The organism is Novipirellula galeiformis (genome assembly GCF_007860095.1).
Classification (GTDB): Bacteria; Planctomycetota; Planctomycetia; order Pirellulales; family Pirellulaceae; genus Novipirellula; species Novipirellula galeiformis.
In genome coordinates this window covers 23,177-47,024 of sequence record NZ_SJPT01000016.1, presented here as the reverse complement: position 1 = coordinate 47,024, position 23,848 = coordinate 23,177, and the positions used below count along the sequence as shown (strand labels likewise).

The window sequence follows — 23,848 nt, the reverse complement described above, 5'->3', positions numbered from 1 at the left end:
AGGTGGCGGGCACGTGCTCAGGGGGCATGTCATACGGCGGAAGCAATGATCGTTATCAGACCCGTTGCTGAAGATGACATTGCCAACGTAGCCTTGATCTATCGGGACATATTGCAAACCGCGTCGTGGTACGTGGCACATCAGCCTGTGGCACATCAGTCGGCTGCCGATGCGTTTGCCGCCGCAACCGCGGGAGAGCGGATCTGGGTTGCGGTGGTCCAGGACAAGGCAATCGCTGGATTCATCTCGGTTTGGGAAGCGGACTCGTTTATTCATCATCTTTACGTCGATCCGCGGTTTCAACGCCGTGGGGTTGGATCGGCATTGTTGGAATCGTTGACTCTCCCACGCCCGTGGTCACTCAAATGTGCGGCAAGCAATTCCGCAGCGCTCGCTTTCTACCGTTCACGAGGTTGGCAGCAGGTCGGCCGGGGTGACAGCGAGACGGGGCCGTATTTGTTGATGCGATTCTAAGTTCGCCAAGCTGCGGATGGTCGCCGGCTTTTCGTCGCCCGCTTTTCTTCGCACGAGCCGTCACTCCGCAGCGGATTCCGACCGCAGTCGTTCGGACGGTGGACTGCTCGGTCGAGCGTGGGGTTTCCACGGGGTTTGTCGGCACATCTCACGCAAGTATACTCGACAGGTGTTCGCGATCGCCCCGCATGCAGCCAACGGTTGGGGGGAGTGAGCGTTTGGCGTCTCCTCCATCTGTTCTCGCTTGAGCCCGACTTACCTTGGACCTTTCAACGCCAACGCGCACGACGGATCAATCGGGCCATCACGTCTTGACCGTGCTGATCCCGAGTTACAACGAAGAGGCGACGCTAGAGAAATGTGTCGAGCGGGTCCACCAGATCGCGTCGGAGCGGTTGTCGTTGGAAATCATCATCATTGATGATTGCTCGACCAATCGGGGCGGCGAGATTGCCGTGGCGTTGGCTCAGAAGTATGACGACGTCTCGGTTTTGATGCATCGCGTGAACATGGGAAAGGGAGCCGCGTTGCACACCGGGATCGCCGCTGCGACCGGTGACTTTATCGCGATCCAAGACGCCGATCTCGAATACAATCCGCAAGATTTGCTCCGCTTGCTCGAGCCACTCCTGCAGGATCAAGCCGATGTCAGCATCGGGTCTCGTTTTCTCTCGCACGGCGTCCACCGCGTGCTGTACTTTTGGCATTCGATGGGAAACAAGTTTTTGACGTTCCTGTCGAACATGTGTACCGACTTGAATTTGACCGACATGGAAACCTGCTACAAGGTTTTCAAGCGTGAGTTGCTGCAATCGATCCCCCTGCACGAGAAACGGTTCGGATTTGAGCCCGAGGTGATTGCCGCGGTCGCTCAGCGCCGCGTGCGAATTGTCGAGATGGGCATCTCCTACATGGGACGGACGTACGAGGAAGGCAAGAAGATTGGGGTGCGAGACGGATTTCGGGCGTTGTACTGCATCCTCCGCTACAACGCGGCCACGTTGCCGGCGCCGGTCCAGTTTCTGTTTTATTTGTTTGTCGGTGGCGTTTGCGCGGTGTTGAACCTCGCGATCTTTTTGCTGATGTTGCAGTTGGATTTCACGGTGGGAATCGCGGCCCCGGTCGCCTTTGTCGTCGCAGCGATACTGAACTACGCGATGTGCATCCAGCTTCTTTTTCGTCACCAATCTCGTTGGGGACGTTTGGGCGAGATCGGGATGTACTCTCTAGCGGTGCTTCCGGTCGGTGTGGTGGATTGGTACGTGACCGCTTCGTTGATGGCGGTGATCGGACCGGCGAGTGCCAAGTTGATCGCGACGTTGGTTGGATTGATCTTGAATTTCTCGCTCCGTCGTTTGGTTGTGTTCCGCGGGGAACCCTCCGCCCCCTGGCGTCCGCAGGAGGGGGGGCGAGGGTAACGTCGGCGTCTTACGTTTTGTTCTCACTCGATACCCACCCCTGGTTTTGTCGCGGTGTGCACTGAGCGGGGGACGGAGGCTCGCTTGCCGTGGCCCCACTTACCGTCGCGGCGATTACCCTCGCGACGCGTTACCGGGGGCCAAACTCGCTTACGTTACCCGGCAATCATGGCTGACGTTGCCGGTCGGCTCAGGAAGCGTTGGCTCAGGAAGCGAAGGGGGGCTGTGGAACGCGGCGGCCACGATCCGCAAAGTCAATGCGTCGCGAATAACCTACGAAACGCAGCCAATGCCCCCTGTCCTAGGAAACGCTACATCACGCGTTGCTTGGGGCACTGGAACGATGAATTTGCCTAGCCTAAGCTGCCACTTCGGGTAAAATACCAGCGACGATCACTCGCGATTGAAAGTCGACGCGTTGTGCGTATTCATGTCGCGTTGCGCGTATTCATGGCGCATTGCGAGTATTCATGAAGCCCCGTCTCATTTTAATGCCTCCCCCGTCTCACTTTTCGAGCCCTCTCTCAACGTCCGCCCTAGATCTATGGCATTGAAACCCGCTACCGATGAATCCGACGCGAGTCGAAGCGACCATAACCTGATCACGGCGGTGCTGAACGATTCTCAATGGAGAGCGCGGCTCGCGTCGATGCCTTCGGATGAGAAGACCATCGTGCTCTCGAGTACCTCGCAATTAGCTCACCCGGCGTGGCAGGCAATCGAGCAAGACGGGTTCCACAGCGAGCGTGAAACGCCGCCCAGCGCCGATCTCGAAACGATCGCGTTGCCGAACCTGAAGTCGGTTCCGCTTGAATGTGAGGATTTGGGTTTCCTTCCTATGCGAAGGGTAGCCATGATTGGCGGCGGCAAGCCGTGTGATGCCGACTATCGTTTGGTGGGGGAACTCGGCGCGGGCGGGACAGGGATCGTTTACCAAGCGCATCAACGCGCCGTCGACCGCGAAGTGGCGATCAAGTCTTTGCGGGACCATCTTTCCCAAGACGCTTCGGCCCGCCATCGATTTTTGACCGAAGCACGGGTGATTGGCGGCTTGGACCACCCCAACGTCATCGCGTTGCATGAAGTCTGTACCGATCAAGATGGCGGTTTGTTCTATTCGATGAAACGAGTCGATGGAACGAGTTGGGACCAACAAATCAAGGACAAGTCGCTCGGCGAAAATGTGCAAACGTTGATGCGAGTCGCCGATGCGATTCGTTACGCACATTCGCGCGGCTTGATTCATCGTGACATCAAGCCGGAAAACGTCATGCTCGGCCGTTTCGGCGAAGTCTTGTTGGCCGATTGGGGACTCGCGATCAGCCATGCTCCGAATGAATCGAGCGATATGATCGGTCATTCGATTGGGGGCACGCCCGCCTACATGGCCCCCGAGCTGGCCACCGGAGACCACCGGCATGTTTCGTTTGCGACCGACGTTTATTTGTTGGGCGCGATCCTGTTTCAAATCTTGACAGGATATCCGCCTCATCACGGCGAGACCCTGTTGGAGTGCATCCAAGCGGCAGCGGAGAACGAGATTCGCCCCACCAACATCCAGGGCGAATTGATGGACATCGCGCGAAGGGCGATGGCGACCGAGCCAAGTGAGCGTTACGCCAATGTCGATCAATTTCACTTGGCGCTGCATATGCAACGCGAGCACGAGGAGAGTGCCCGGTTGGTCAAACGCGCCCAAGGGCATTTGAAAACGGCTAGTGCGGCGAACCATTACGAAGGGTTTCGCTTGGCCGAAGCGCTGGTCACCGAAGCGTTGGAAGTATGGTCTGAAAACCGGCGGGCGCGTGATCTGCGCGTCGAACTCAATCTCGAGTTCGCTCGGGCCGCGACGGAACAGGGAGATTTAGACCTCGCCATTTCACTGTACGAGTCCGCGGGGCATGGGAACAGCGAAATCGCAGCGCGCACGCGTTTACGCCGTGATCAACGCAACCTCAATCACGAGCGAGAATCCCGCTATTCGGTCCTTTTTACCCATTCTCCGGACGCGGGGCTTTTAATCCGATCGTCGTCGACACGAGTGGTCGAGGCAAACCAAGCGTTCCGCCATTTAATGGGTTACAGCGAAGCGGAAATTGTCGGCAAGTTGATGACCGAATTGAATCTTTGGATGTGTGAGAAGCGGCGCGATGAATTGATGGCCGAACTTGACCGCAAGGATTGGATCGATAACTTCGAAGCTCAATTGCGGCACCGAGACGGTCATCCTATCGATGTCTTGATTAGCAATCGAGTCACCGAGCTCAATGGGGAAACGATGCTGATTTCGTCCATTCGAGATATCTCGCTGCGTAAACAGACCGAGAACGAATTACGCCGCAGTCGGCGCCGGCTCAAGGATTTGCAATCGCTCGCCGGATTGGCAACGTGGTCTTACGATGCGATCACCGAGGAAGTCACTTGGAGTGATGAAGTGTTCGAGTTGGCGGGCCGCGATCGAGAGCAGGGCGTGCCATCGGCGATCGAATATGTCGCGATGGTCCATCCCGATGATCGCGAAATGATGCGAGACGCGATCAATGCCGCGAAGGAGTCCGGTGACGCCTACGAGCTTCAGATACGTCAGCGTGACGCGAGCGGGGATTACCAAACGTTGCTCATTCGCGGTCAACCGATTTTGGATGATGAAGGCAACACGATCGAAATTTATGGCGTCTTGATTCCACAGCCGGTGTAGGGAGAGGACGCGGCACCGGTTCTCTGAGTGTTCCCCTCCTACACCGCCCCTCGTTGTGCGGGCTTGTCCATGAGCTTGTCGTCCTGGCCGTGAACACATGCTGTCGGTGCCCATGTCCTGGCCGTGAACATCGGCAGCGAAGACCGCCACCGCACACGCAACCGCCGAGTCGCGTCCTACGATAGGGCCAACATTTAGCTAGCATTCGCTTAAGCTTTCATTTAGCGGGTTGTTCCTGCGTTGTCGTGCACCCCCATTTGCTTCGTTACCGGGCTCATGCTCGTTTCCGCACACCGGGGGGGGCTCTCTCAGCACGACGCATTCAAGCGGAGGTCTTTTCGCAAAATGAGCCGCAGGGCGTTAGCTGCGGTGCTCGCACCACCGCGATCAAACCCCGCTATTTCCTAACCTGGCGCCTCAGCGAGGGGAGATCACGTTTGACTCGTTCCCTCGCTGATGCCCCTCGCTGACGCGTCGGGTAACGATGCTGATCGCCTCCATCATGCCTGTCTCGCAGCCTCGTCATGGGAATGTTGTCCAGAGGGTTTCTCCATTTTCGTCGATGGCCTCTAACGATTTATCGGGTAAAGTGGATAAAGCGGGGCGGTTGGATGAACCAATCTTAAACTCAGCTTCGTAATGAACGGAATGCGCAATCGTGCGACCTATCCTAGAGCACCAGCGTTCTTTCTCTGCAGCGAGAATCGAGTGGGCTACATCGTCAGCAGAACACTCGGTTTCCTGCCGTCCGAGCTCCCATTTTCTGGCAATACACAACGTTCTGGCAATATAAAAAGAGAGCCGAAGTGATCCGAATAAAACCGATTCAATGTCTTGCCGCCGCACTCTTTGCGGTCGCGGTTGTCCCGTTTAGCTATGCCGACCTAGCACCGTTTGACAAAGTCAGTGAGGGCTATACTGCCGTGCCGGTATCGGATCAACAGAATCCGAAAGGATTGTTCAATCTATGGCAACGTGAAAAAGACGCCCAGCTTTTGGGAGAGCTTCCTAAAGCGTTTGCAGGCAAGAGCTACTTCATTGCCTTGACTGTTGGCAGTGGTGACAAATTTGCAGGATTGCAATCGGGTGACTGGGTGGTCCAGTGGCGTCGTTATGGCGATCGCTTGGCATTGATTTCACCGAACCTTGAGATTCGAGCCACGGGCGATGCGGAATCCAAAGCATCCGTCAAACGCTTGTTCACCGATGAAGTCCTGTTGGATGTTCCCATTCTCGCAACCGGACCCAACGGGGGGCCGGTTGTCGACCTGGATGCATTGTTGGTCGGTAACGCGAGTCGTTTCTTCGGCGCTTCGGTTCGTGTAAGTAACACCCGGTTGCAAAAGATTGAATCGGCCAAGGTTTTTCCCGAAAACGTTGAGATCGCATTCGAGATTGTGGGCGGCGCGGGGAAATTGCAAACCATCCACTATTCGTTTAGCGAAGTTCCCAGTTCGAAGAACGGTTTTAAGCCTCGCAAAGCGGACGAGCGAATCGGCTACTTTACGACTTCGTTCTCGGACCTAAGCCTCTACGAGGACGATGACACCCGGGTACGTTATATCAATCGTTGGAACCTGGAAAAACGCGACAGCAAACTAAAACTCAGCCCTCCCAAGGAACCGATTCGGTTTTATGTCGAGCATACCGCTCCGGTACGCTATCGCCGCTGGATCAAGAACGGTGTCGACTATTGGAACAAGGCCTTTGAAAAGGTGGGGCTCGTCGACGCGATTGTGATCGAGTACCAAGACGCCGTCAGTGGCGCTCATATGGAGAAAAACCCCGAGGATGTTCGTTACAACTTCATTCGTTGGTTGAACAATGACGTCGGCACCGCGATTGGTCCAAGTCGCGTGCATCCCGAAACGGGCCAAATCCTCGATGCCGATATTATCTTGACGGATGGTTGGATTCGCCATTTCAATTTCAATTATCACGATTTGATGCCTCAATTGGCAATGGAAGGGACGAGTCCTGAAACGCTCGCCTGGCTTGCGCAGCATCCCAACTGGGATCCACGCATTCGCTTCGCGCGTCCTGAAGACACCGCCAATCTGAAGATTCAGCATGCTCGTCAATCGCACGCTCCCATGGCGGGTTACGCGATGGCTCAGGCTGACTCGTCATTGTTAGGTGACGATGAGTATGACGGATTGTTCGGTCAAATCAGTCAAAAGAACGGCCTCTGCATGGCCGCCAGTGGCAAGAATCTTGATCTCGCGATCGCTCGCATGAACTGGAGCCTCGCTCTACTGGCTGACGAAGAGATCGCGAAGAAAAAGAAAAAGAAGAAGAAAGAAGCGGCCGAGAAGGCTGCCAAGGTTGAGGAGGGCAAGCAAGAGACTGCTCCGGATGCCGGCAAGCCATCCGAAGCGGCAAAAGCCGAAGAGGAAAAGGTAGCCGAAGACACCCCAGAGCCGAAATCCGATGCCGAGGAATCCAAATCGGAAGCGGATGAGCTTCTTGATGGCATGCCGGAATGGTTTGTCGGTCCATTGCTTGCGGATCTGGTGGCCCACGAAGTCGGCCACACGCTCGGATTGCGTCATAACTTCAAAGCCTCTGCGATGATGAAGTTGGCGGATATCAACAGCAACGATGTCAAAGGCAAGAAAACCTTTGCCGCATCGGTGATGGATTACTCGCCGATCAACTACCGCTTCGAAGCGGGGGAGACCCAGGGTGATTATGCGATGATCGACATCGGACCCTATGATCACTGGGCCATTGAGTATGGCTACACGGCCGACGAGAAGAAGTTGCCGGAAATCCTCAAACGATGCAGCGAACCTGAACTGCAATACGCCACCGACGAAGACACTAGCGGTCCTGATCCGTTGGCTCGACGTTATGACTTTGCAGCGGATCCGCTTGAGTATTGCAAAGAACAAACCAAGCTTGTCGGACTGTATCGAGATCGTTTGCTCGATCGCTTCGTTAAAGATGGTGACAGTTGGGCCAAGGCTCGTCGTGGTTATGAGTTGACGCTGGGGTTGCAAACTCGCAGCGTTAGCATGATGGCGAACTGGGTTGGCGGTGCATTTATCTACCGCGACAAGAAGGGCGACCCAGGCAACCGTCCGCCCGTGGAAGTGGTTCCCGCAGAGCAGCAACGCGATGCATTGAAGTTTGTCATCGACACTTCCTTCACCGATGAAGCATACGGTTTAACCCCGGAATTGCTTGAGCGTATGAGTGTCGACAAGTGGCTCGACGGCGGTGGACATGGATCGATGAATAGCGAATCGACTTGGCCGATCCATGATCGAATCTTGGCTGCCCAAGCGAGTTCATTAACGATGTTGATGAACCCGACGACGCTGCGTCGTGTTTACGACAATGAAATGCGATTGCCAGCGGATCAGGATGCGTTGACGCTTCCCGAACTGTTGGAAACGCTTAGTAAAGCCGTGTGGACGGAACTCGATCTCGAGTGCCCCGAAGCCCGCAACGATCGCAAGCCCATGATCAGCTCGCTTCGTCGCAACTTGCAACGTGAACACATGCAACGTCTTGTGGACCTTGTCTTGGAACAAAAGAATTCCAATGCGGCTCATAATCCCATCAGCAATCTTGCCCGCATGGAATTAAAAGAGCTACGTACGCGAATTGATGCTTCGATGAAAAAGTGTGGCAAGAAGATGGATGCCTATTCCTATGCTCATCTGTCCGAAGCGTCCGAGCGGATCGCACGAGCGCTCGAAGCCGGCTATACCTACAACAGCAAGTCGCAAGGTGGCGGAGGCATGATGCTGTTGTTCGGTGAAGAGCCACAGCACGGCTATACGCCATAGTCGCGTTGAGAGAAGCAACGACCGTCTTTCGCAAGACAGACGCCCCCCCTCTGTGAAGCCCCGTTTGGAAGCCCTGTTTGGTTTTCAAGCGGGGTTTTTTGTTGGACAATTAGGATCGCACGGCGAATATGTCCCCCCGTTCCGCTGAGGCTTTTTAAGCGACAGCCAACAAAGGAAGTCGATTCCCCTGATGACTGCCTTCGGCTGAACTATAACGGGGGTAGTTATGTGCGATGAAACCCGTCCCCTCCTCTGCTGACTCTTCCCCATGAACGATTGTTTTCGACCCGTTATTGCTCCGCTCACACTTTGCCTGTGTTTTTCAGTAAGTTCGATCACCAGGGGCCAAGATACCGCGTCCCCGGACGAGAACGTCACGGTGCCATCCCCGGTGGAGGTCCCCATTTCCGATGCCGATCGCGAGGCGGCTCTGGAACGCTGGGAAACCAGTATTGTCGCCCTCGAGGAAAAAAACGAATCGGTTCGAAGCAACGAAGAATCGATTCTGTTCATCGGTAGCAGCAGCATTCGCCTTTGGGATTCAATCGCCCAGGACATGGCTCCCTACCGCTGTATCGAGCGCGGGTATGGTGGGGCTAAGTTCAGCGATTTGGCGGTCTTTGCCAAACGTGTGATTGAGCCCCATCAATACCGCGGCCTCGTGGTCTTCGTCGCCAATGATGTTGCCGGGCGGACCGGTGACCACTCGCTAGAGCAGATCGAAGCGTGGGTGCGGTACATCATTGGGGTGTCGCAAGCTCATCAGCCCAATGCGGCGATCGGGTTGGTCGAGGTTACACCTACTGAGAGTCGGTTCGCCGCTTGGGACAAGATTCGAGCGGTCAATGCCTTGTTGAAGGAGATTGCGTTGACGACGCCGGACACCTATTTGATCCCGACCGCCGAGCATTATTTGACGGCGGATGATCAACCACGACCGGAGTTGTTTGTTGCCGATAAATTGCACATGAATGAGCACGGTTACGAATTGTGGGGGTCGTTGATTCGTCGTCGACTGGATGACATTTTCCGCCTGCGTGCCGAACAAGCTTCGATGAAGCCGTAGCGTTCACCGTGAGCGCAATCTCGCCTAAATCGACGATCGAGTTTTTCCATCAAATCACAACCCGACGCGTTAGCAAGGGACCGAGTCATGAGTGATTTACCCTTGCTTATGCTCTTTGACGTTGCGTTATCGTTCGGTTCTCGGCTGAGAACCGCGGGCTAGCGATTAATCGCACTTTCTTTGACGCTCTATCGGGTGGTTTTGTAGCGGTGCGACGGAAAAGTCGTGGGCGATCGCATCTCAGGGGTGGAGCTTACTTGCGATGCTCGCAAGACCCTTACCCGCGGTTAAGTTGTTAACGCCGTTGGTGTAAATGGAAGCGGAGCCAGGGGGATGAAAGCCGTGCAAGCAAATGTGGCGTCAACTCGGAAGTTTTAGCAACTCATGCTTGCGCCCTGCGGTTGATCGTGAATCCGATATAACGCACTGAATCAATAAGCCGCCACGCGTCGAGGGATGAAACACATCGCCGCAAGGAATCCGTGATCCAATGAATCAAACCGGGGTCGCGGTAATTGAGGGCGCGGTAATGAGCGCACGTTCGATTGCTCCAAAGGGAGGCCCGTATCGCATCGTCCCCCCCATATTTGCGGGGCGTGGTCGTGTTTCACTGTGTTCCACGCAAATAATTTTGCGACAAGGGTGATTTTCCCGCGTTAGCACGTGATTTTCACGGTTGTGACCGGAGGAAAAGCATTCGTATACTCCGCGAAACGACTTTTACTCTGGGGATACCACGCTCTTGGTCGGCAAGGACGCCACCACCGATAATCGATTAGCCAGGTTTCGACGCTTCACGCGTGAGCTGGCACCGGGGTTCGCGCGTCCATTGAGAATTCCGCTGAGCGCGGCGATGGCGTTTGTTTTGTTAGCGTTTGCAGTGCAAACGACCGCTATGGCGAGCGAACGCGATGTCAGTGCGGATCCGGTTCAAGTCAGTGGTAATGTGATCTATCGCTGGGCGATTGGCACCTCGCAAGCCTCGCTGCTCGAAGGGGATTGTCTGCTGCGGCATGGCGAAACCCAAGTTTCCGCTGCCTCGATCCTGGTGGTCGTCAGTGGTGACGTGGGGCAAGTTCGCACCGAAGTCGTCGCCGACGGGATACCCTTGGCCGATGGCACGCGCTCTGGGCCTCGCGTGATGAATTTCTTGACGCTGGTGGATCCTGAAGTCCAAGCGCCGCTGTATCGCGGCAGCCCCGACCAAGTCCCTCGTTTGGTTCGTTTTCTGAAGTCGCCTAAACCGACTCGATTGGGGCTCGCGTCCCATTCCGAATCGCTTGCGCTAGAGCAGGATGCGAGCCAGCAGAATTCGGGCCAGCAGAATTCGGGCAACGTCGTGCAAACCCAGTATCAGACGGGGCAATTGCAACAACCCGATTTTGCGAATCCGAGTGTTCCCGCATGGGACATGTCCGAACGGGGCATGTCGGCTGATGCGTTCCAACCGGCACAGGGGCCCACGCAACAAATTTTGTCGGGGGACTCTCCCTATGCATCCCAACTGCGACCGCAAGTCAGCGAAAGCGTCGCTCCGAACTTGTTGCTACCGGCTGATGGCACACCGATTCCACCGCCCCCGATCACGTTATCCGATGGCGCCACGAGTGGCGGATTCCAGTTCTTTGTTGGCGGCGGAACACGCAGTATCGAGTTTCTGGCACGTGGTACCACGATGCCACCTCAAATTGAAACCATCAACCGTCCTGAGTTAGGCGAAACCGTCGTCATCGCCCGCGGCGGGGTCACCGTGCTGGTGCGCGACGTGACGGCACAAATGCCAGGCGGCGATCTGATGGAATTGGGCACGATCTCGTTGTCGGCCGATCGGATTGTCGGTTGGCTTCCCTTGGTGACCAATCTGTTCAATGGATCGGCGGATTTATCGCAGGCCCAAGGCGAGCTCTATTTGGAAGGGGACATTGTTGTCCGCCAAGGCGAGCGAGTGATCTACGCCGAATCGATGTACTACAACGTCAACAGCGAAAAAGGGATCGTGCTCGATGCCGAAACGATCACGACGATTCCCAATTACCAAGGGATCGTCCGTTTAAAAGCGGACGTGTTGCAACAAGTCGCCCGCGGTAACTTTGTCGCGTTCGATGCTGCGGTGACGAGCAGCCGCATGGGCGTGCCTCGCTATTGGCTGCAAAGCGAACAATTGCAATTAACCGATCGAAACACGATGGTCGCCGATCCGATCACCGGAGTTGCATCGGTACGCCGTGATCCGTTTGTCAGCAGTCGCGATAACTTTACGTACTTTGGGGGTGTCCCCATCTTGTATTGGCCGAGATTTGCAACCTCCCTGCGTGAACCCACATTTTTCGTCAGTGGGGTGAACGTTCGAAACGACAGCATCTTTGGCAACCAAGTGCTGCTGGACTTTAACCTGCTGCAGTTGTTCGGGATCGAGAATGCCCCCGAAGGCTTGAAATGGGAGTTGTCGACCGACTATTTGAGCGACCGTGGTCCGGCGCTCGGCACGATGATGAGCTACCAATTTCCGGCCCTGTTGGGCGTTCCAGGTCCTGTCAACGGAGTCTTGGATGTTTGGGGGATCGACGACAAGGGGACCGACACGCTCGGCGGTGGACGCAAAAATTTGACGCCCGAAGAAACGCTGCGTGGCAAAGCAATCTTCCAGCACCGACACGTCCTGCCGAATGATTACGAGTTCATTGCCGAAGTTGGCGCGATCAGTGATCGCAACTTCCTCGAGCAATATTACGAACAGGAATGGGATCAGAGTAAGAACCGCGATACCTCGATACGACTACGCAAATACTACAACAGCAATCTGTTGGAGCTATCGGCTCAGGCTCAGGTCAACGACTTCTTTCAAGAGACCGAGCAGCTACCGGCGCTGGATCATTACTTGATCGGAGGGTCATTGCTGGCGGACCTGTTTACATGGTCGGCGCACAATCACATCGGTTATTCACGACTGAATGTCGCGGACACCGCGGACGATCCTGTCGAAGCGGCCGGCATGTCGACGCTTCCCGGAGAAATCCAAAGCGAAGGCGTGGTGGCGCGAACGCGCCAAGAATTGTCACTGCCCCTTCAAACCGGACCGATCAAAGTCGTCCCCTACATTTCCGGAGAAGCGGCCCACTATGGCGAGGCCAGCGACGGTGATTCGTTAACACGATTGTTAGGCCAAGGGGGGATTCGAGCGAGTTTGCCGATGTCACGCGTCGACCCCACCATCCAAAGCAGTTTGCTAAATATCCGTGGTTTGGCTCACAAGTTGGATTGGAATGTGGACTACTTCTACGCCGACAGCGATACCGATCTCGATGAATTGCCGATGTACGATGCCTTGGACGACCACGCACAACAACAATTTCGTCGTCGATTCATTACCAGTGACTACGCTGGGGTTTTGCCAGGCACCTTCGATCCTCGCACTTACGCCCTTCGCCATGGCACGCAAAAGTATGTCGTCAGTGGCAGCGATGTGATTGCGGACGATTTGCAACAAGTGAGACTCGGACTCGATCAACGTTTTCAAACCAAACGTGGGTTGCCAGGACGTGAACGCATTGTGGATCTGTTCCATTTCAATACCGATGTGTTGATCTTTCCCGAAGCGGATCGAGACAATTTCGGCGAGACGGTGGGGCCGGCAACCTATGATTCCGCCTACCACATTGGGGACCGTGTCAGTTTGCTAAGCGATGGCTATTTCGATCTGTTTGATTCGGGGCTGCGTTCGATCAGCGCAGGGGTGCGCACCAGTCGTCCCGGCGTAGGCGAAGTCTACCTTGGCTTGTTATCGCTCGAAGGGCCAATCAGCAGCACGGTATTCCGCAGCACGATGGATTATCGACTCAATGAAAAATGGATTGCCTCGTCCGGAATGACCTACGACTTTGGTGCGACCGGAAACATTGGTCAATCCTATGGATTGACTCGGATCGGCGAATCGTTCTTGGTTCGTGTGGGCATCAATGTCGATAGTGGACGCGATAATGTTGGTTTCGGCTTCATGGTCGAGCCTCGTTTTTGGCCGTCCCCACGACTTGGGAGTGTTGGGGGACAATTGATTCCACCGCCTGGGGTTGAGGGACTCGAGTGATGCAAGCGATGCGAATCTTTGGGCTCAAATTTGCGGTTGCTTTTCGTGGACTGGGGATCTCGTTGCGGGATCAATCCAGTTTGCAAATCCACGTCTTGGCTTCAATCGTGGTGTTGGGGATTGCCACGTATCTCGAATTTGAGTGGTGGAGATGGGCGGTGTTGATCCTCGCGATCACGGTCGTCATCGCTGCGGAGTTGATGAACACTGCGATCGAACGACTCGTTCGAGTGTTACACGCACAACGTCATCCGGAGATCGGTGACGCATTGGATACCGCCGCTGCGGCGGTGCTTGTGACCGCAATCGGAGCTGCCGCGATCGGGGTGTTGGTGTTGCTGTAGCAAGTGAGGCCTACGATTCGGTGAGCCACGGCGCGGGCTGCCGTCAAGGTTTTCGGACAGAGCTTTTGCACAACGCTAGGGCTTTTGCACAACGCTAGGTCGTCTGGTCCACGACCCATGCACCGTAGCCTTCACTCGCATCCGCAATCGGAACCATGATGATCTCCGGTTCATCGTAGGGATGCAGTTTCAATAGACGTTCCTTTAACGTCGGCCAAACCGTTAATGTCGTTTTGATCATCAAGCGATATTCAGTCGCATGTTCCACTTGGTCATTCCATCGATAGCAACTTTGGATCGGGCCATCGATTTGCACACAAGCGGCGAGTGACTCGGACACCAATTCCCTCGCCAACCGATTGGCGTCCACTTCCAATTCAACCGTAGAGATGACGAGAGCTAGAGTGGGCGATTCTTTCATTTTTCCGTTCCGTTAAGTCGAGAAATCTCTTAGATTACTAAGCAATGGTTGGCAGAAAACTGCGTCATTTGATTGTGTTGTCACTTGATTGAGTTGGCTCGCCACGCTGGGGATTGTGAGCCAGAAGTGCGAACTCGGGGCAAGCGAATACAGCGAAATGATTTCCCTAGCGATTTGTAAACATGGATTGTAGTGGAAGCACCCTACTTCGTGGGCTTTCTCTCGCATCCAACGTCCCCCACACCGACTTGCCGAGCCCTGTGATGATTGCACGCTACCGCTACGATGAAACCCTGGTTGGATTCTCGCTACTCACGTGGGTCGCCCTGTTCACGTGGGTGACGTGCACGCCCAGCATGGCACAACAGCCGAGCGCGCCGCAGACGATTGAGATCCCCGAAGCTCAAGTTTCCCTCATTCAAAATACGTTTATCGCCTCGCCGATCGCCGGAGTGGTTAAGAGGGTGGAGGTTAGCGAAGGAGCGACCGTTGACCAGGATGCGTTGCTAATCCAACTCGACGACGAGCGACTTCGCATGGAATTGAAGGCGGCGGTTGCCGCACATAAGGCAGCGACATTGAAAAGCAACAGCGATGTGGATGCACGCTACTCTCGTCGTGCGATGGAGTTTCATCTTCGCGAGTTGGAGCAAAGCGAGCAGGCCAATTCCAAGTTTGCCGGTGCGGTTAGCAATTCAGAGGTCGAGAAATTGCGGCTCGTCGTCGACCAAGCAGAACTCTCGATTGAACAGGCCCAACACGAACAACAGATTGCGATTGCTCAAACCAGCGAAACTCAGGCAGCCGTCCAAATCGCGGAGCAACGGGTGCAAGACCACGCGATTCAAGCGAGCGTCGGGGGCCAAGTCGTTGAAATCACGGTGCAACCGGGTGAGCCCGTGGAAGCTGGCGAGCCGTTAGTCCGAATCATCTCGCTTGATCCGATTCGCGCCGAATGCTTTATTGACGGACGCCGATTCGGCTCCGAACTGGTCGGACGCAAGGTTCAATTCATCTGTGACGAATTGCCTGGCGTTGGTATGGAATCGACTCGCTCGGTAAAGTTCACCGGCAAGGTCACGTTTGTCTCACCCGAATTGCAACCGGTGACGGGGCAAGTTCGCTTGTGGGCGACGATCGACAATCCCACACTGCGGCTGCGGAGCGGAATGCGAGGCAAGGTGATCGTCCAGCCGTAGAGAAGACCGCCCCAACCCGCTCGCACGCGCGAGGGGGGGGGATTACAACCGCGAGGCTGTTGGGTCGTGGTTTAGTGATGGTGATGGATTTCAGAGTGAGGAATCCCAGAGTGCGGGTTTCGAGAGTGCGGGTTTCGAGAGTGAGGATACCAAGGCGAAGGAACGGGATGACGAAAGCTACGATGCACGTCCTGTGGTTGGGTGTATCCATAGAGGGCAACCTCAAGCTGGCGAATGAGCGGGTTCGCTTCGGAAACCACCACTTGACGCATATGTGCCATCGCATGAAAGTCATTGGTTCGCGCCCCATCAAACCCTTGATGTTGAAGTTCGCGATAAAGTTGATTCAAAAGAGACTTGACTTGGCGAACGTCGCTCTTGATGTGTTGGATCAACCCGGTGGAGGTGCGATTCGCCTCCGCCGCTTCATGAAGGATTTGGTGCATGTGTTGTTGCAGCCGATCGATTTGGTCCACATACCGTTCGATCGACTCCGAGTGCTCGTAGTCTTGTGACAATCGATGAGCGTCCTCGTGCAGATGCCGAGCCACTTTGGCAAGTTGATCGGCGTAGGTGTCCAATTGAGTCACGCTGGGGGTGTGTGGCGGATGATGCCAATAGTCATGGTAAATGTGTCCGTCGTACCCGTCGTTGTACCCCGAATCGTGAAGGGGGGCTGAGTGCAATGCCTGCGGCGGAGCTCCATCAACCTGCGTGATTTGGGCGCGGGCTTGTGGCGACGTGATGGCCATCATGATGATCGTGGCGATTGGGAGAAGGCGTGACATTGTGATCGCTCCAAAAAAGAGGGGTGGCTTTCAGAAGTTTCACAACGCATTGTTCGTGCCAAACGATAAAATGGGCGTTCTTGTTGTGTTTCACGCCACCGCAATCGCTTGCGTTGAATCGGTTTGATGGCGCGTTGCAGGTCCGCGTGACGACAGTTGTGCGTGATCTGTCAATCGCGGGATTCGCGCGCGGGATTCGGTGACGCCCGGCGAGCTACGATTGGAGCCATGATTTGACGTCTCCGGCGCTTGGTCGATGACATTGTCGGAACTTACTGATTCGGCCATCCGAATCGTCATAGATTAGCATCGTTGCGGCCGACAGCTCTGCGGCCATCGGGGTATCGATCAAGAGCGAGGAATCCGATGGGTTCATTCGTCCGAGAACCCGCAACTCCAAATCGTGCTGTGACGCACGCGGCAACCATCGTGAGAGGGTTTCCGCCGAGCCGCTGACCACAATCGAAAACACATTCACCGCTGGCCCGTCGCGCAAGCATTCTTGAAATGCCGTCGCCCCGCTGAGCGAACTTGGAGCGGCGTCGAGCGAAAATTGGAAGGACTCGTCTTGTCGCAGGTCTCGAAAGCGTTCGAGTGGATCGATCACCAAGACGATCGCTGGAAAGTCACCCTCTTGTTTCATCCGTTCTTGGACGATTCCATGCACGCGGACCATTTCGCTTTCGACATCGCGCAGTTTGATGATCGTTGCCGAGACCGAGGATTCACCCAACCATGGAGCAATCGATTCGGCATCGTCGACTCTTGTCCCCTCGAAATAAATGATTTGGGTGCGTGGATCGGATTTGCAGAAGCTGGCCACACAGGTAGCTATGACCGCGCCCCGCGATTCAGCCGGCGCGATTAGCAGCACATTGCGTCCGGTATCACGCGTCAACTTAACCGAGACCGGTGGACCAATTTCGACGGCTTCGCCAAGCAAGCCGTAAAGCGACTTGTCCTCAGCGGCAGCGAGAACTTGATTGGCCAGACTCGGTGTCCAGCGGCAGGGGCGATTTCCTTCGAAGACGACGGCGGGTGGTAGCGATGCGACAGCGCGTTCATCGCGTTTTGCAATCGCGGTTAACATTTCACGATGGGCTGTATTGGAGAGCCAAGCGACTTGGAAGGGTTGATTGCCTTCGATCAAACCGCCGGCATCGTTGTAGATCGCCTCTCCGGGCCGAGCGATCAGCCTAGCCGCGGTGTTATCGTCGGCCAGGATCAATGCGGCATCGGCATCGCTACACTGCATCGCGATACGGACCGCCATTTGACCCAGCGTGGCGCGTGGCAGCGAGTACGCACCGGCCAGCGATTGGCTACTGAGGATCACGTGCATTCCGAACGAACGCCCTTGCCGCACCAATCGATCGAGTAACATGGCGCAATCGCCAGCCAAGCGGTCATCTCGCACGAACAGCTCTTGAAACTCGTCGATCACCAACATGATACGAGGCATCGATTGGCCGCTTGCTTCGCGGTATTCGCTAAGTTCTTGAACGCCGACGCTCCGGAATTTCTCGCCCCGTTGCTGCAATTCCTGATCGAGGCGTTGCAGTACGCTCAGGCCAAATTCTCGCTCGCTTTCGATCCCGATCACTCGGGCGTGTGGAAAGTGGGCGTCGGCGTACGGTTTGAACTCGACTCCCTTTTTGAAGTCGAGTAGGTAGTACTGCAATTCGTCGGGCGTGTAGTGGTAGGCACCGGACGTGATGATGGCGTGCAACAGCGTGCTTTTGCCGGACCCCGTTTTCCCCGCGATCAAAACATGCTGGCGAACGCCTTCGCCCAAGTCGAGCGCGAGATGCCGGTTTGCCCCTTGGCTGCCGATAGGAATTTCAATTCGATCCGAGGTCGAGCCGGCGGCGGCGTGATCCTGTTTTAAGATATCGGCCAGCGGAATCTCGACTCGCGCCGCGGCGATCGCCGCCAATCCGACCTGCTCCACCAAGGCGCTGCGCAATCCAGTGGGAGGGGAAGTCTTCGGTTCAAATGGCAATTCCTGTAACCCGTCTTCGAGCAGATGCCACTGGCCCTCGTCGCTGACATCAAGGTGTAACAACTTGTTTGTTTTCGGCAGCGGGGTTTCTGCTGGCCATGGTTTCGACTTATCACAGACAAGGATCGTGAAAACGCCGCAACGCAGCCCACTTTCGATCAGTGCCTGTAAATGGCGATAGCCGTCACGGGTCAAGCCTTCGGGGAACCCGATCGCAGCGATCACGCGGTACGGCTCCGCCATGGAACCGGCGACTTCATTGTAGTCTTCGATACGCTGAAACCGATCGCGCAAACTCGCTTGCAACACGTCTTCGATGTGCTGAGCAATTTCACCCAACCGCTCGCTCACTTGCGATTCACTGGTCCAGACGCGATGTCCCACCAGCGTCGGATCATGATCGGCGAACGCCATAAAACTTGTGAAGTTTTGGCCGCGTCCGATCGGATCGATAAGCGTCAACTTGGCTCGCCCGGGTGCCGCCCCGGTCAACAATCGCCACAGCACTTGGTGGGCGAGATCGATCGCGTCATCCAGGTAAAACGAGGGCGCTGAAATCACCAAACCGCTATGCAAGCGGCGGTGAAGTACGATCGGCAACCACTCCGGCACCTCGAGTTCCTGGAGGCTGGCAATCTCGTTGGAGATTGGATTCTCCGCTTGCGGAGTTTCGCAGGACGATGCATCGAGGGCTGGCGAATGGTCCAGCATGTTGCGCAAACTGGGGGCGACTCTTAGCCGTCCAACCGGCAAATAATCGGTCGCTGGGGGGGCCGACACGCTGGTGTCGAGCACCGTTTGCCAATCCGGAAAACGCGACTCGACCCGGTTTGCCGCTTGGTCGATCCGGTTTAACCCGCCACTCACACCCCGTTTAAGCCGATCCGCCAATCTTGCGTATTCCTGCAGCCGTTTTTCGCTTGCCAAACGACGTTGTTGGGCCAGCGATTGATCGGTGTCGGCCAAATCGCTGGTGATTCGGTTGGCAAGCTTATCGGCCTTGGACATCATCGCTTCGCTGAGTCGATTCCATGCCGTTTTGTATTCCTTGTTCGCATTGGTGAGTGCTTGAAGCAGTCGTTCTTTGGCTTGTTCACGCTCTGCGTTGATCGTTTCTTCGAGCAGTTGTAGTTGCTCCAATCGCCAACGGGCCGCCGTTTCAAGATGGAGATCGCGTTGGTTGATCAATTCGAGCGACGCATCCTGAGCGACCTTGGCTGCAATTTTGCGACCCGTTGCGGCTGATTCTTCGGCCGCTTGGGCAATCCGTTCGACCACCGGATGCAGTCGCCGCGTCATCCGTTTTAGCGGCATCATTAAGATCAGAAAGATGGTGAACCCGATCACACCCGCGATCGGTACCCCCGCGGCCATGGGCAACCAAGGGGGATCGAACTTCAGCGCCATTACACCGACCGCCCAGATCAAGATAAAGACGCCCACCCCGGCGGGCAGGTAGAACGAATCGACGATTTTGGATGCGGCTCCCGATTGCATCTCGACCACGGTTTGTTTGCATCGGCGTGTCAATAAATCAATCCCGTCAATGGATTCTCGGACATCCTTGGGGGCTGGCAGCCGTTGATTGTCCTCGGCTGATTGCGCTGGCAGCACTTCGGGTAGACGATCGAGCCGCCGTAACGTCAACGCCCGCGCCCACTCGACGTGTTGATAGATGGGGTTGAGCGATTGATTGATTTGCTCGATTTCTTTGTCGCGGAGTTTCCCCGGTCTGTCTTTGCGTTCGTTGTATTGGTGATGGATTGCGGTCGTTCTCGCTTTGACTTTACGCTCGATCGCATCCTTCCACACACTGGCCTTTTTGCGATAAACGGCACCGAGACGATTCAATTCTTGACGGTTCTTGATCGCCAGCGTTTCATATTGACTGGTCAACCGCTCTTCATTTGCATCCCATTCAACCAGCATTTCATGCCGTAGATGTCGGCACGCGTCGGTCTTGATGGCGCGTTGCGAATTCAAGCTCGTCTGCTCATGCTCGCTTTCGGACGCATGTCGCTCCGCTAAGGCTTGCTGTTGGCTCACGCTCGAGCGAAAGCGAGACGCCAATGCCTCTAGCAAACGGCGTTGGCGTGAAGGGGCGAGCAGTCCAGCGGGACCAACGGATGAATCTTTCATTGTCAGCAGCGTTTCAGAAAAGAAAGACAGCGTCGAAGAACGACGAGTAAGAATCTCAGAACAGCAAACGCTTTATTCTAACCTGTCTGAACGCGCGCGATCGTCGTTGAGTGCCTCCTCGGCACGCCGAATCACCTCACAACACTCTTGCAACGCCGAGGAGAACCGGGTCAAACTTGGTCCCAAATTGGATAAATGTTGCTGCTCGAATTGGCGACAACGATCGTCCAACCAAACTTCACGTACCTCGCTCCAGAGCCGGGAAAACTCGCTGAAATCACGCTTGATTCGGTTTTCAGCATCCTGAGCGGGACCAAGTTTGAATGTCATCATTCATCCATACTGGGGTTCGATGAGGGATTAAAGGTGCGTAGCATTTTTCGCCCCTTGTAGAGATTGAATACGTCTCCGGGTGCCAGCGGTCGAATTCGACCTGCGATGGTGTGATCGAGCGTTTCCAAGCCATCGGTGACCACGATGCACTCGATTTCACCGCGCAGGGCGGTGAAGACGCCCGCTTGCTCATCAAGGAAAAAGCCCAATAGAGCGGGTTTGATCTCTTCGTATTCCAACATCTCGAGATGCTTCACGTAGCCCTGCATCGCACGCTGCTGAGCGACATTGAACTGTTCCGCCGGGATCACAAAGATCTCGGGGTGCTCCGCGTGCCAACCTGCATAGATTGCGTAGATATCGTCGATCGGCAGATCGGCCACATCATTGGAAATGGCAAAAGTAACCGGCCCGGTGATCCCGATGTTGCTGTACTGTTGCTCACCAAAACTGTATTCAAAACGGACCAAATGCACGTCGACGCGATCGGTAAAACTAGGCCACAACATGCGACGTGAATCGACCACTTCGATCGATGTCGGCGGCACGCCCATCTGTTGCGGTTGCGTCAACCACAGGGACATTTCCGCTTCGGCAGTGGAGGTTTCCGAACGCAACTCGGGATCCACCAAGTCGCCAAACCCCAGTTCATCGGCATACGCGATCGCGCGCAATCGTGCGGCCGGATCGGTCGTCAATTCCAAGATTCGTTTCTTGCCAAGTTCATCGCCCAAGCGAGCCAAGGCACCGGCCGCTTCACATTGCACACGACGATGTTTTAAGTCGACGGTTTGATTCAACTTTCCAATCGAAGACTCATCCCCGATCAAGCCGACCGCGTCGCATAACGACACCGCCAGTGATACCGCCTCGCCTAAGGTCGATTGCACGGTTTCTACATCGTCACCAAAGGCGCGTGGATTTTCTTCAAAGTTGCCCAGCCGGGCGCTCACTTCGCCAAGCAAACGGTTCAACATCGAAATGTTGTCCGCCGCGGGATGCGGCGAGATGTTGTGTTCGCGGGCCAGAAAGTTGGCCAGATCAAGCGTGGGCGCCGCTAGCGATGGGTACTGTAAACATTGCAGCAAGCGGGGAAACACCGATCCCACTTTCCAGCGAGGATTTTGCATCAGGGGACTGATCGCTTGTGCCGCCTCGATCCACTTCCCAGGCGGAGATTGTTCAAGCCGATCGAGCAAGACCGCGAGCGCATCTTCGGATTGGATCATCGCTAAGAGGTGCAATAACAAATGCCGATTGGGCGTTGCCTCGGGCAGCGTTTGGTCGAGTTGTCGGACCCGTTGCGTTTCGACTTTTGCGAGGGTTTCCCCTTCACTCGCAGCGGCTGAACGCATCACCAAGCTATGGATCACATGCAACAGTCCGCCCAAAATTGCGGGATCCGAGCGACGCACCAAGTCCTCTTGCTCGCTCAGCTCAAGGATCAGATCCGCACCGTCGTACGACTCGTTTTCGGCAAGTTCTCTCAACCGCCATCCCGCAGCGACGGGATCCGCGGACGGGCCTAGCAAGGCAATAAGCGTTTCGTTTTGCAAAGTAGATCGTTTTCTTTAGAGTTCTCGACATAGGGCGAGCCGATCAACTCAAGATCTCACTCACCACTCGGGGTTCTTCCACCCCCGTCAAACGTTGATCCAGACCAAGAAATGGATAGGTAAACCGCTGATCATCAATCCCCATCAGATGTAGGATTGTGGCGTTTAGATCATGAATGTGCACGGGGTCTTTGACCACGTTGTAGCTAAATTCGTCCGTTTCGCCATGCACCACCCCTCCTTGGACTCCACCGCCGGCCAACCAAACGGTAAAGCATTTCGGGTGATGATCGCGTCCATAATTGGTCTGGGTCAGTCCGCCTTGGCAATAAATGGTGCGTCCGAATTCGCCGCCCCATACGACGAGCGTATCGTCAAGCATGCCGCGTTGTCGCAAATCGGTCAGCAATGCGGCCGAAGGCTGGTCGACATCACGACATTGATTGGGAAGATCCTTGGGCAGCGTTCCATGTTGATCCCAACCGCGATGGAAAATCTGAGTAAAACGAACACCTCGTTCGGCCATCCGGCGAGACATCAGACAACAATTGGCAAACGTGCCCGGTGTCGTGACGTCGGGGCCGTACATTTCGAGAATGTATTTCGGTTCGTCGCTGATGTCCGCCAATTCGGGAACGCTGGTTTGCATTCGGAACGCCATCTCGTACTGAGCGATACGGGCGTGCGTTTCTGGGTCCCCAAGTCGCTCGGCGGTCGCTCCGTTGAGCCGCGAAAGCGAATCGAGCATCCGTCGCCGCACCGCAGGATCGACCCCATCGGGATTGGACAAGTACAAAACGGGATCGCCGCTGCTGCGCAGCGCCACGCCTTGGTGTTTGCTTGGCAAATAGCCGCTGCCCCACAATCGGTTGTAGAGCGCTTGAGCTTGCTTGCGTCCCGACCAAGATGCCGTCATCACGATGAAGGCCGGCAAGTTTTCATTCTCGGTGCCCAGACCGTAACTCAACCAAGACCCGAGACTCGCTTTGCCGGGCAATTGATTCCCAGTGCAAATATAGGTGATCGCCGGATCATGATTGATCGCCTCGGTGTGCATGGTTTTAATCAACGCGATCTCGTCGACCTTTTTCGCCATCTGCGGTATCAACTCGCTCGCCATCGTGCCGGCGGCACCATGTGGAGCAAACTTGTAGATGCTCGGTGCGATCGGAAACCGCGATTGACCGCTGGTCATCGTGGTCAAGCGTTGCCCTTGGCGAATCGATTCGGGCAAATCCTTGTCGTACCAATCGGCCATCGCCGGTTTGTGATCCCACATGTCCATTTGGCTGGGGCCGCCCGACATGAACAAGTAGATCGCGCGTCGCGCCTTGGGTTCATGGTGCGGTAAGTTTGGCAGCCCACCAATGCGGGTGCTCGATGCACTCGCCGATTGAGCCGTGGAAGCATCCAACGACGCTAACGCCGCTGCGCCCATACCGGCCGAAGATCGTGAGAAGAACGATCGCCGCGTGAGTTGTTCCAACCGAAGGTTCGTTTGCATTATGGGTCTCGATATTCGAGGTGAA

Annotated in this window: 14 protein-coding genes; 8 read left to right on the top strand and 6 right to left on the bottom strand. The window is 55.6% G+C overall.

The features are described from left to right. Positions 1 to 45 precede the first annotated feature (45 nt). The 7 genes from Pla52o_RS25305 (at position 46) to Pla52o_RS25275 (ending at position 13,881) form a co-directional block, all read left to right on the top strand. Positions 46 to 474: a GNAT family N-acetyltransferase gene (locus tag Pla52o_RS25305; RefSeq protein WP_146597431.1), complete on the top strand. Its 429-nt coding sequence runs from the start codon at positions 46 to 48 to the stop codon at positions 472 to 474. A gap of 317 nt (positions 475 to 791) precedes the next feature. Further along, complete coding sequence (locus Pla52o_RS25300) at positions 792 to 1,892, top strand: glycosyltransferase (protein WP_231612660.1); 1,101 nt, start codon at positions 792 to 794, stop codon at positions 1,890 to 1,892. 544 nt (positions 1,893 to 2,436) lie between these two features. Beyond that, the gene (locus Pla52o_RS25295) at positions 2,437 to 4,590 is read left to right on the top strand and encodes a protein kinase domain-containing protein (protein WP_146597429.1); all 2,154 of its coding nucleotides are present in this window, start codon (positions 2,437 to 2,439) and stop codon (positions 4,588 to 4,590) included. 815 nt (positions 4,591 to 5,405) lie between these two features. Beyond that, entirely contained in the window at positions 5,406 to 8,387 is a 2,982-nt protein-coding gene (locus Pla52o_RS25290; RefSeq protein ID WP_231612659.1) for a zinc-dependent metalloprotease, read from the top strand. 379 nt (positions 8,388 to 8,766) lie between these two features. After that, positions 8,767 to 9,453, top strand: a complete 687-nt coding sequence (locus Pla52o_RS25285) for a GDSL-type esterase/lipase family protein (protein WP_197169520.1) — start codon at positions 8,767 to 8,769, stop codon at positions 9,451 to 9,453. 829 nt (positions 9,454 to 10,282) lie between these two features. Further along, positions 10,283 to 13,537, top strand: a complete 3,255-nt coding sequence (locus tag Pla52o_RS25280; RefSeq protein WP_197169519.1) for an organic solvent tolerance protein OstA — start codon at positions 10,283 to 10,285, stop codon at positions 13,535 to 13,537. Beyond that, positions 13,537 to 13,881 (top strand): diacylglycerol kinase, encoded by a 345-nt coding sequence (locus Pla52o_RS25275; protein ID WP_231612651.1) that lies wholly within the window; start codon positions 13,537 to 13,539, stop codon positions 13,879 to 13,881. Before Pla52o_RS25280 ends, Pla52o_RS25275 begins: the two co-directional genes overlap by 1 nt. Positions 13,882 to 13,975: 94 nt before the next feature. Here the strand turns inward: Pla52o_RS25275 and cutA are convergent, their stop codons facing one another. Beyond that, positions 13,976 to 14,302, bottom strand: a complete 327-nt coding sequence (gene cutA / locus Pla52o_RS25270; protein WP_146597426.1) for a divalent-cation tolerance protein CutA — start codon at positions 14,300 to 14,302, stop codon at positions 13,976 to 13,978. A 182-nt stretch (positions 14,303 to 14,484) separates the two neighbouring features. Here cutA and Pla52o_RS25265 point away from each other — a divergent pair, with 182 nt between their 5' ends. Then, positions 14,485 to 15,501 carry an efflux RND transporter periplasmic adaptor subunit gene (locus Pla52o_RS25265; RefSeq protein WP_146597425.1) on the top strand — a complete coding sequence of 339 codons (1,017 nt, stop codon included), beginning with the start codon at positions 14,485 to 14,487 and terminating at the stop codon, positions 15,499 to 15,501. 71 nt (positions 15,502 to 15,572) lie between these two features. Here the strand turns inward: Pla52o_RS25265 and Pla52o_RS25260 are convergent, their stop codons facing one another. From Pla52o_RS25260 to Pla52o_RS25240, 5 genes are all read right to left on the bottom strand, one after another. Beyond that, positions 15,573 to 16,289 carry a hypothetical protein gene (locus Pla52o_RS25260; RefSeq protein ID WP_146597424.1) on the bottom strand — a complete coding sequence of 239 codons (717 nt, stop codon included), beginning with the start codon at positions 16,287 to 16,289 and terminating at the stop codon, positions 15,573 to 15,575. Between the two features lie 214 nt (positions 16,290 to 16,503). Then, positions 16,504 to 20,430, bottom strand: coding sequence for an FtsK/SpoIIIE domain-containing protein (locus Pla52o_RS25255; RefSeq protein ID WP_146597423.1), 3,927 nt, complete (start codon positions 20,428 to 20,430; stop codon positions 16,504 to 16,506). A 72-nt stretch (positions 20,431 to 20,502) separates the two neighbouring features. Next, positions 20,503 to 20,763, bottom strand: coding sequence for a hypothetical protein (locus Pla52o_RS25250; RefSeq protein ID WP_146597422.1), 261 nt, complete (start codon positions 20,761 to 20,763; stop codon positions 20,503 to 20,505). Then, positions 20,760 to 22,319, bottom strand: a complete 1,560-nt coding sequence (locus Pla52o_RS25245) for a HEAT repeat domain-containing protein (protein WP_146597421.1) — start codon at positions 22,317 to 22,319, stop codon at positions 20,760 to 20,762. The genes Pla52o_RS25250 and Pla52o_RS25245 overlap by 4 nt, the downstream gene beginning before the upstream one ends. Positions 22,320 to 22,362: 43 nt before the next feature. Then, positions 22,363 to 23,823, bottom strand: coding sequence for a DUF1501 domain-containing protein (locus Pla52o_RS25240; RefSeq protein ID WP_146597420.1), 1,461 nt, complete (start codon positions 23,821 to 23,823; stop codon positions 22,363 to 22,365). Between the last annotated feature and the right edge of the window lie 25 nt (positions 23,824 to 23,848).

Excerpts from the sequence above, each read along its gene's own strand:
- Pla52o_RS25305 (WP_146597431.1), top strand. The coding sequence starts at position 46 with ATGATCGTTATCAGACCCGTTGCTGAAGATGACATTGCCAACGTAGCC.
- Pla52o_RS25295 (WP_146597429.1), top strand. The coding sequence starts at position 2,437 with ATGGCATTGAAACCCGCTACCGATGAATCCGACGCGAGTCGAAGCGAC.
- Pla52o_RS25275 (WP_231612651.1), top strand. The coding sequence starts at position 13,537 with ATGCAAGCGATGCGAATCTTTGGGCTCAAATTTGCGGTTGCTTTTCGT.
- cutA (WP_146597426.1), bottom strand. The coding sequence starts at position 14,302 with ATGAAAGAATCGCCCACTCTAGCTCTCGTCATCTCTACGGTTGAATTG.
- Pla52o_RS25265 (WP_146597425.1), top strand. The coding sequence starts at position 14,485 with ATGGATTGTAGTGGAAGCACCCTACTTCGTGGGCTTTCTCTCGCATCC.
- Pla52o_RS25260 (WP_146597424.1), bottom strand. The coding sequence starts at position 16,289 with ATGTCACGCCTTCTCCCAATCGCCACGATCATCATGATGGCCATCACG.
- Pla52o_RS25255 (WP_146597423.1), bottom strand. The coding sequence starts at position 20,430 with ATGAAAGATTCATCCGTTGGTCCCGCTGGACTGCTCGCCCCTTCACGC.
- Pla52o_RS25250 (WP_146597422.1), bottom strand. The coding sequence starts at position 20,763 with ATGATGACATTCAAACTTGGTCCCGCTCAGGATGCTGAAAACCGAATC.
- Pla52o_RS25240 (WP_146597420.1), bottom strand. The coding sequence starts at position 23,823 with ATGCAAACGAACCTTCGGTTGGAACAACTCACGCGGCGATCGTTCTTC.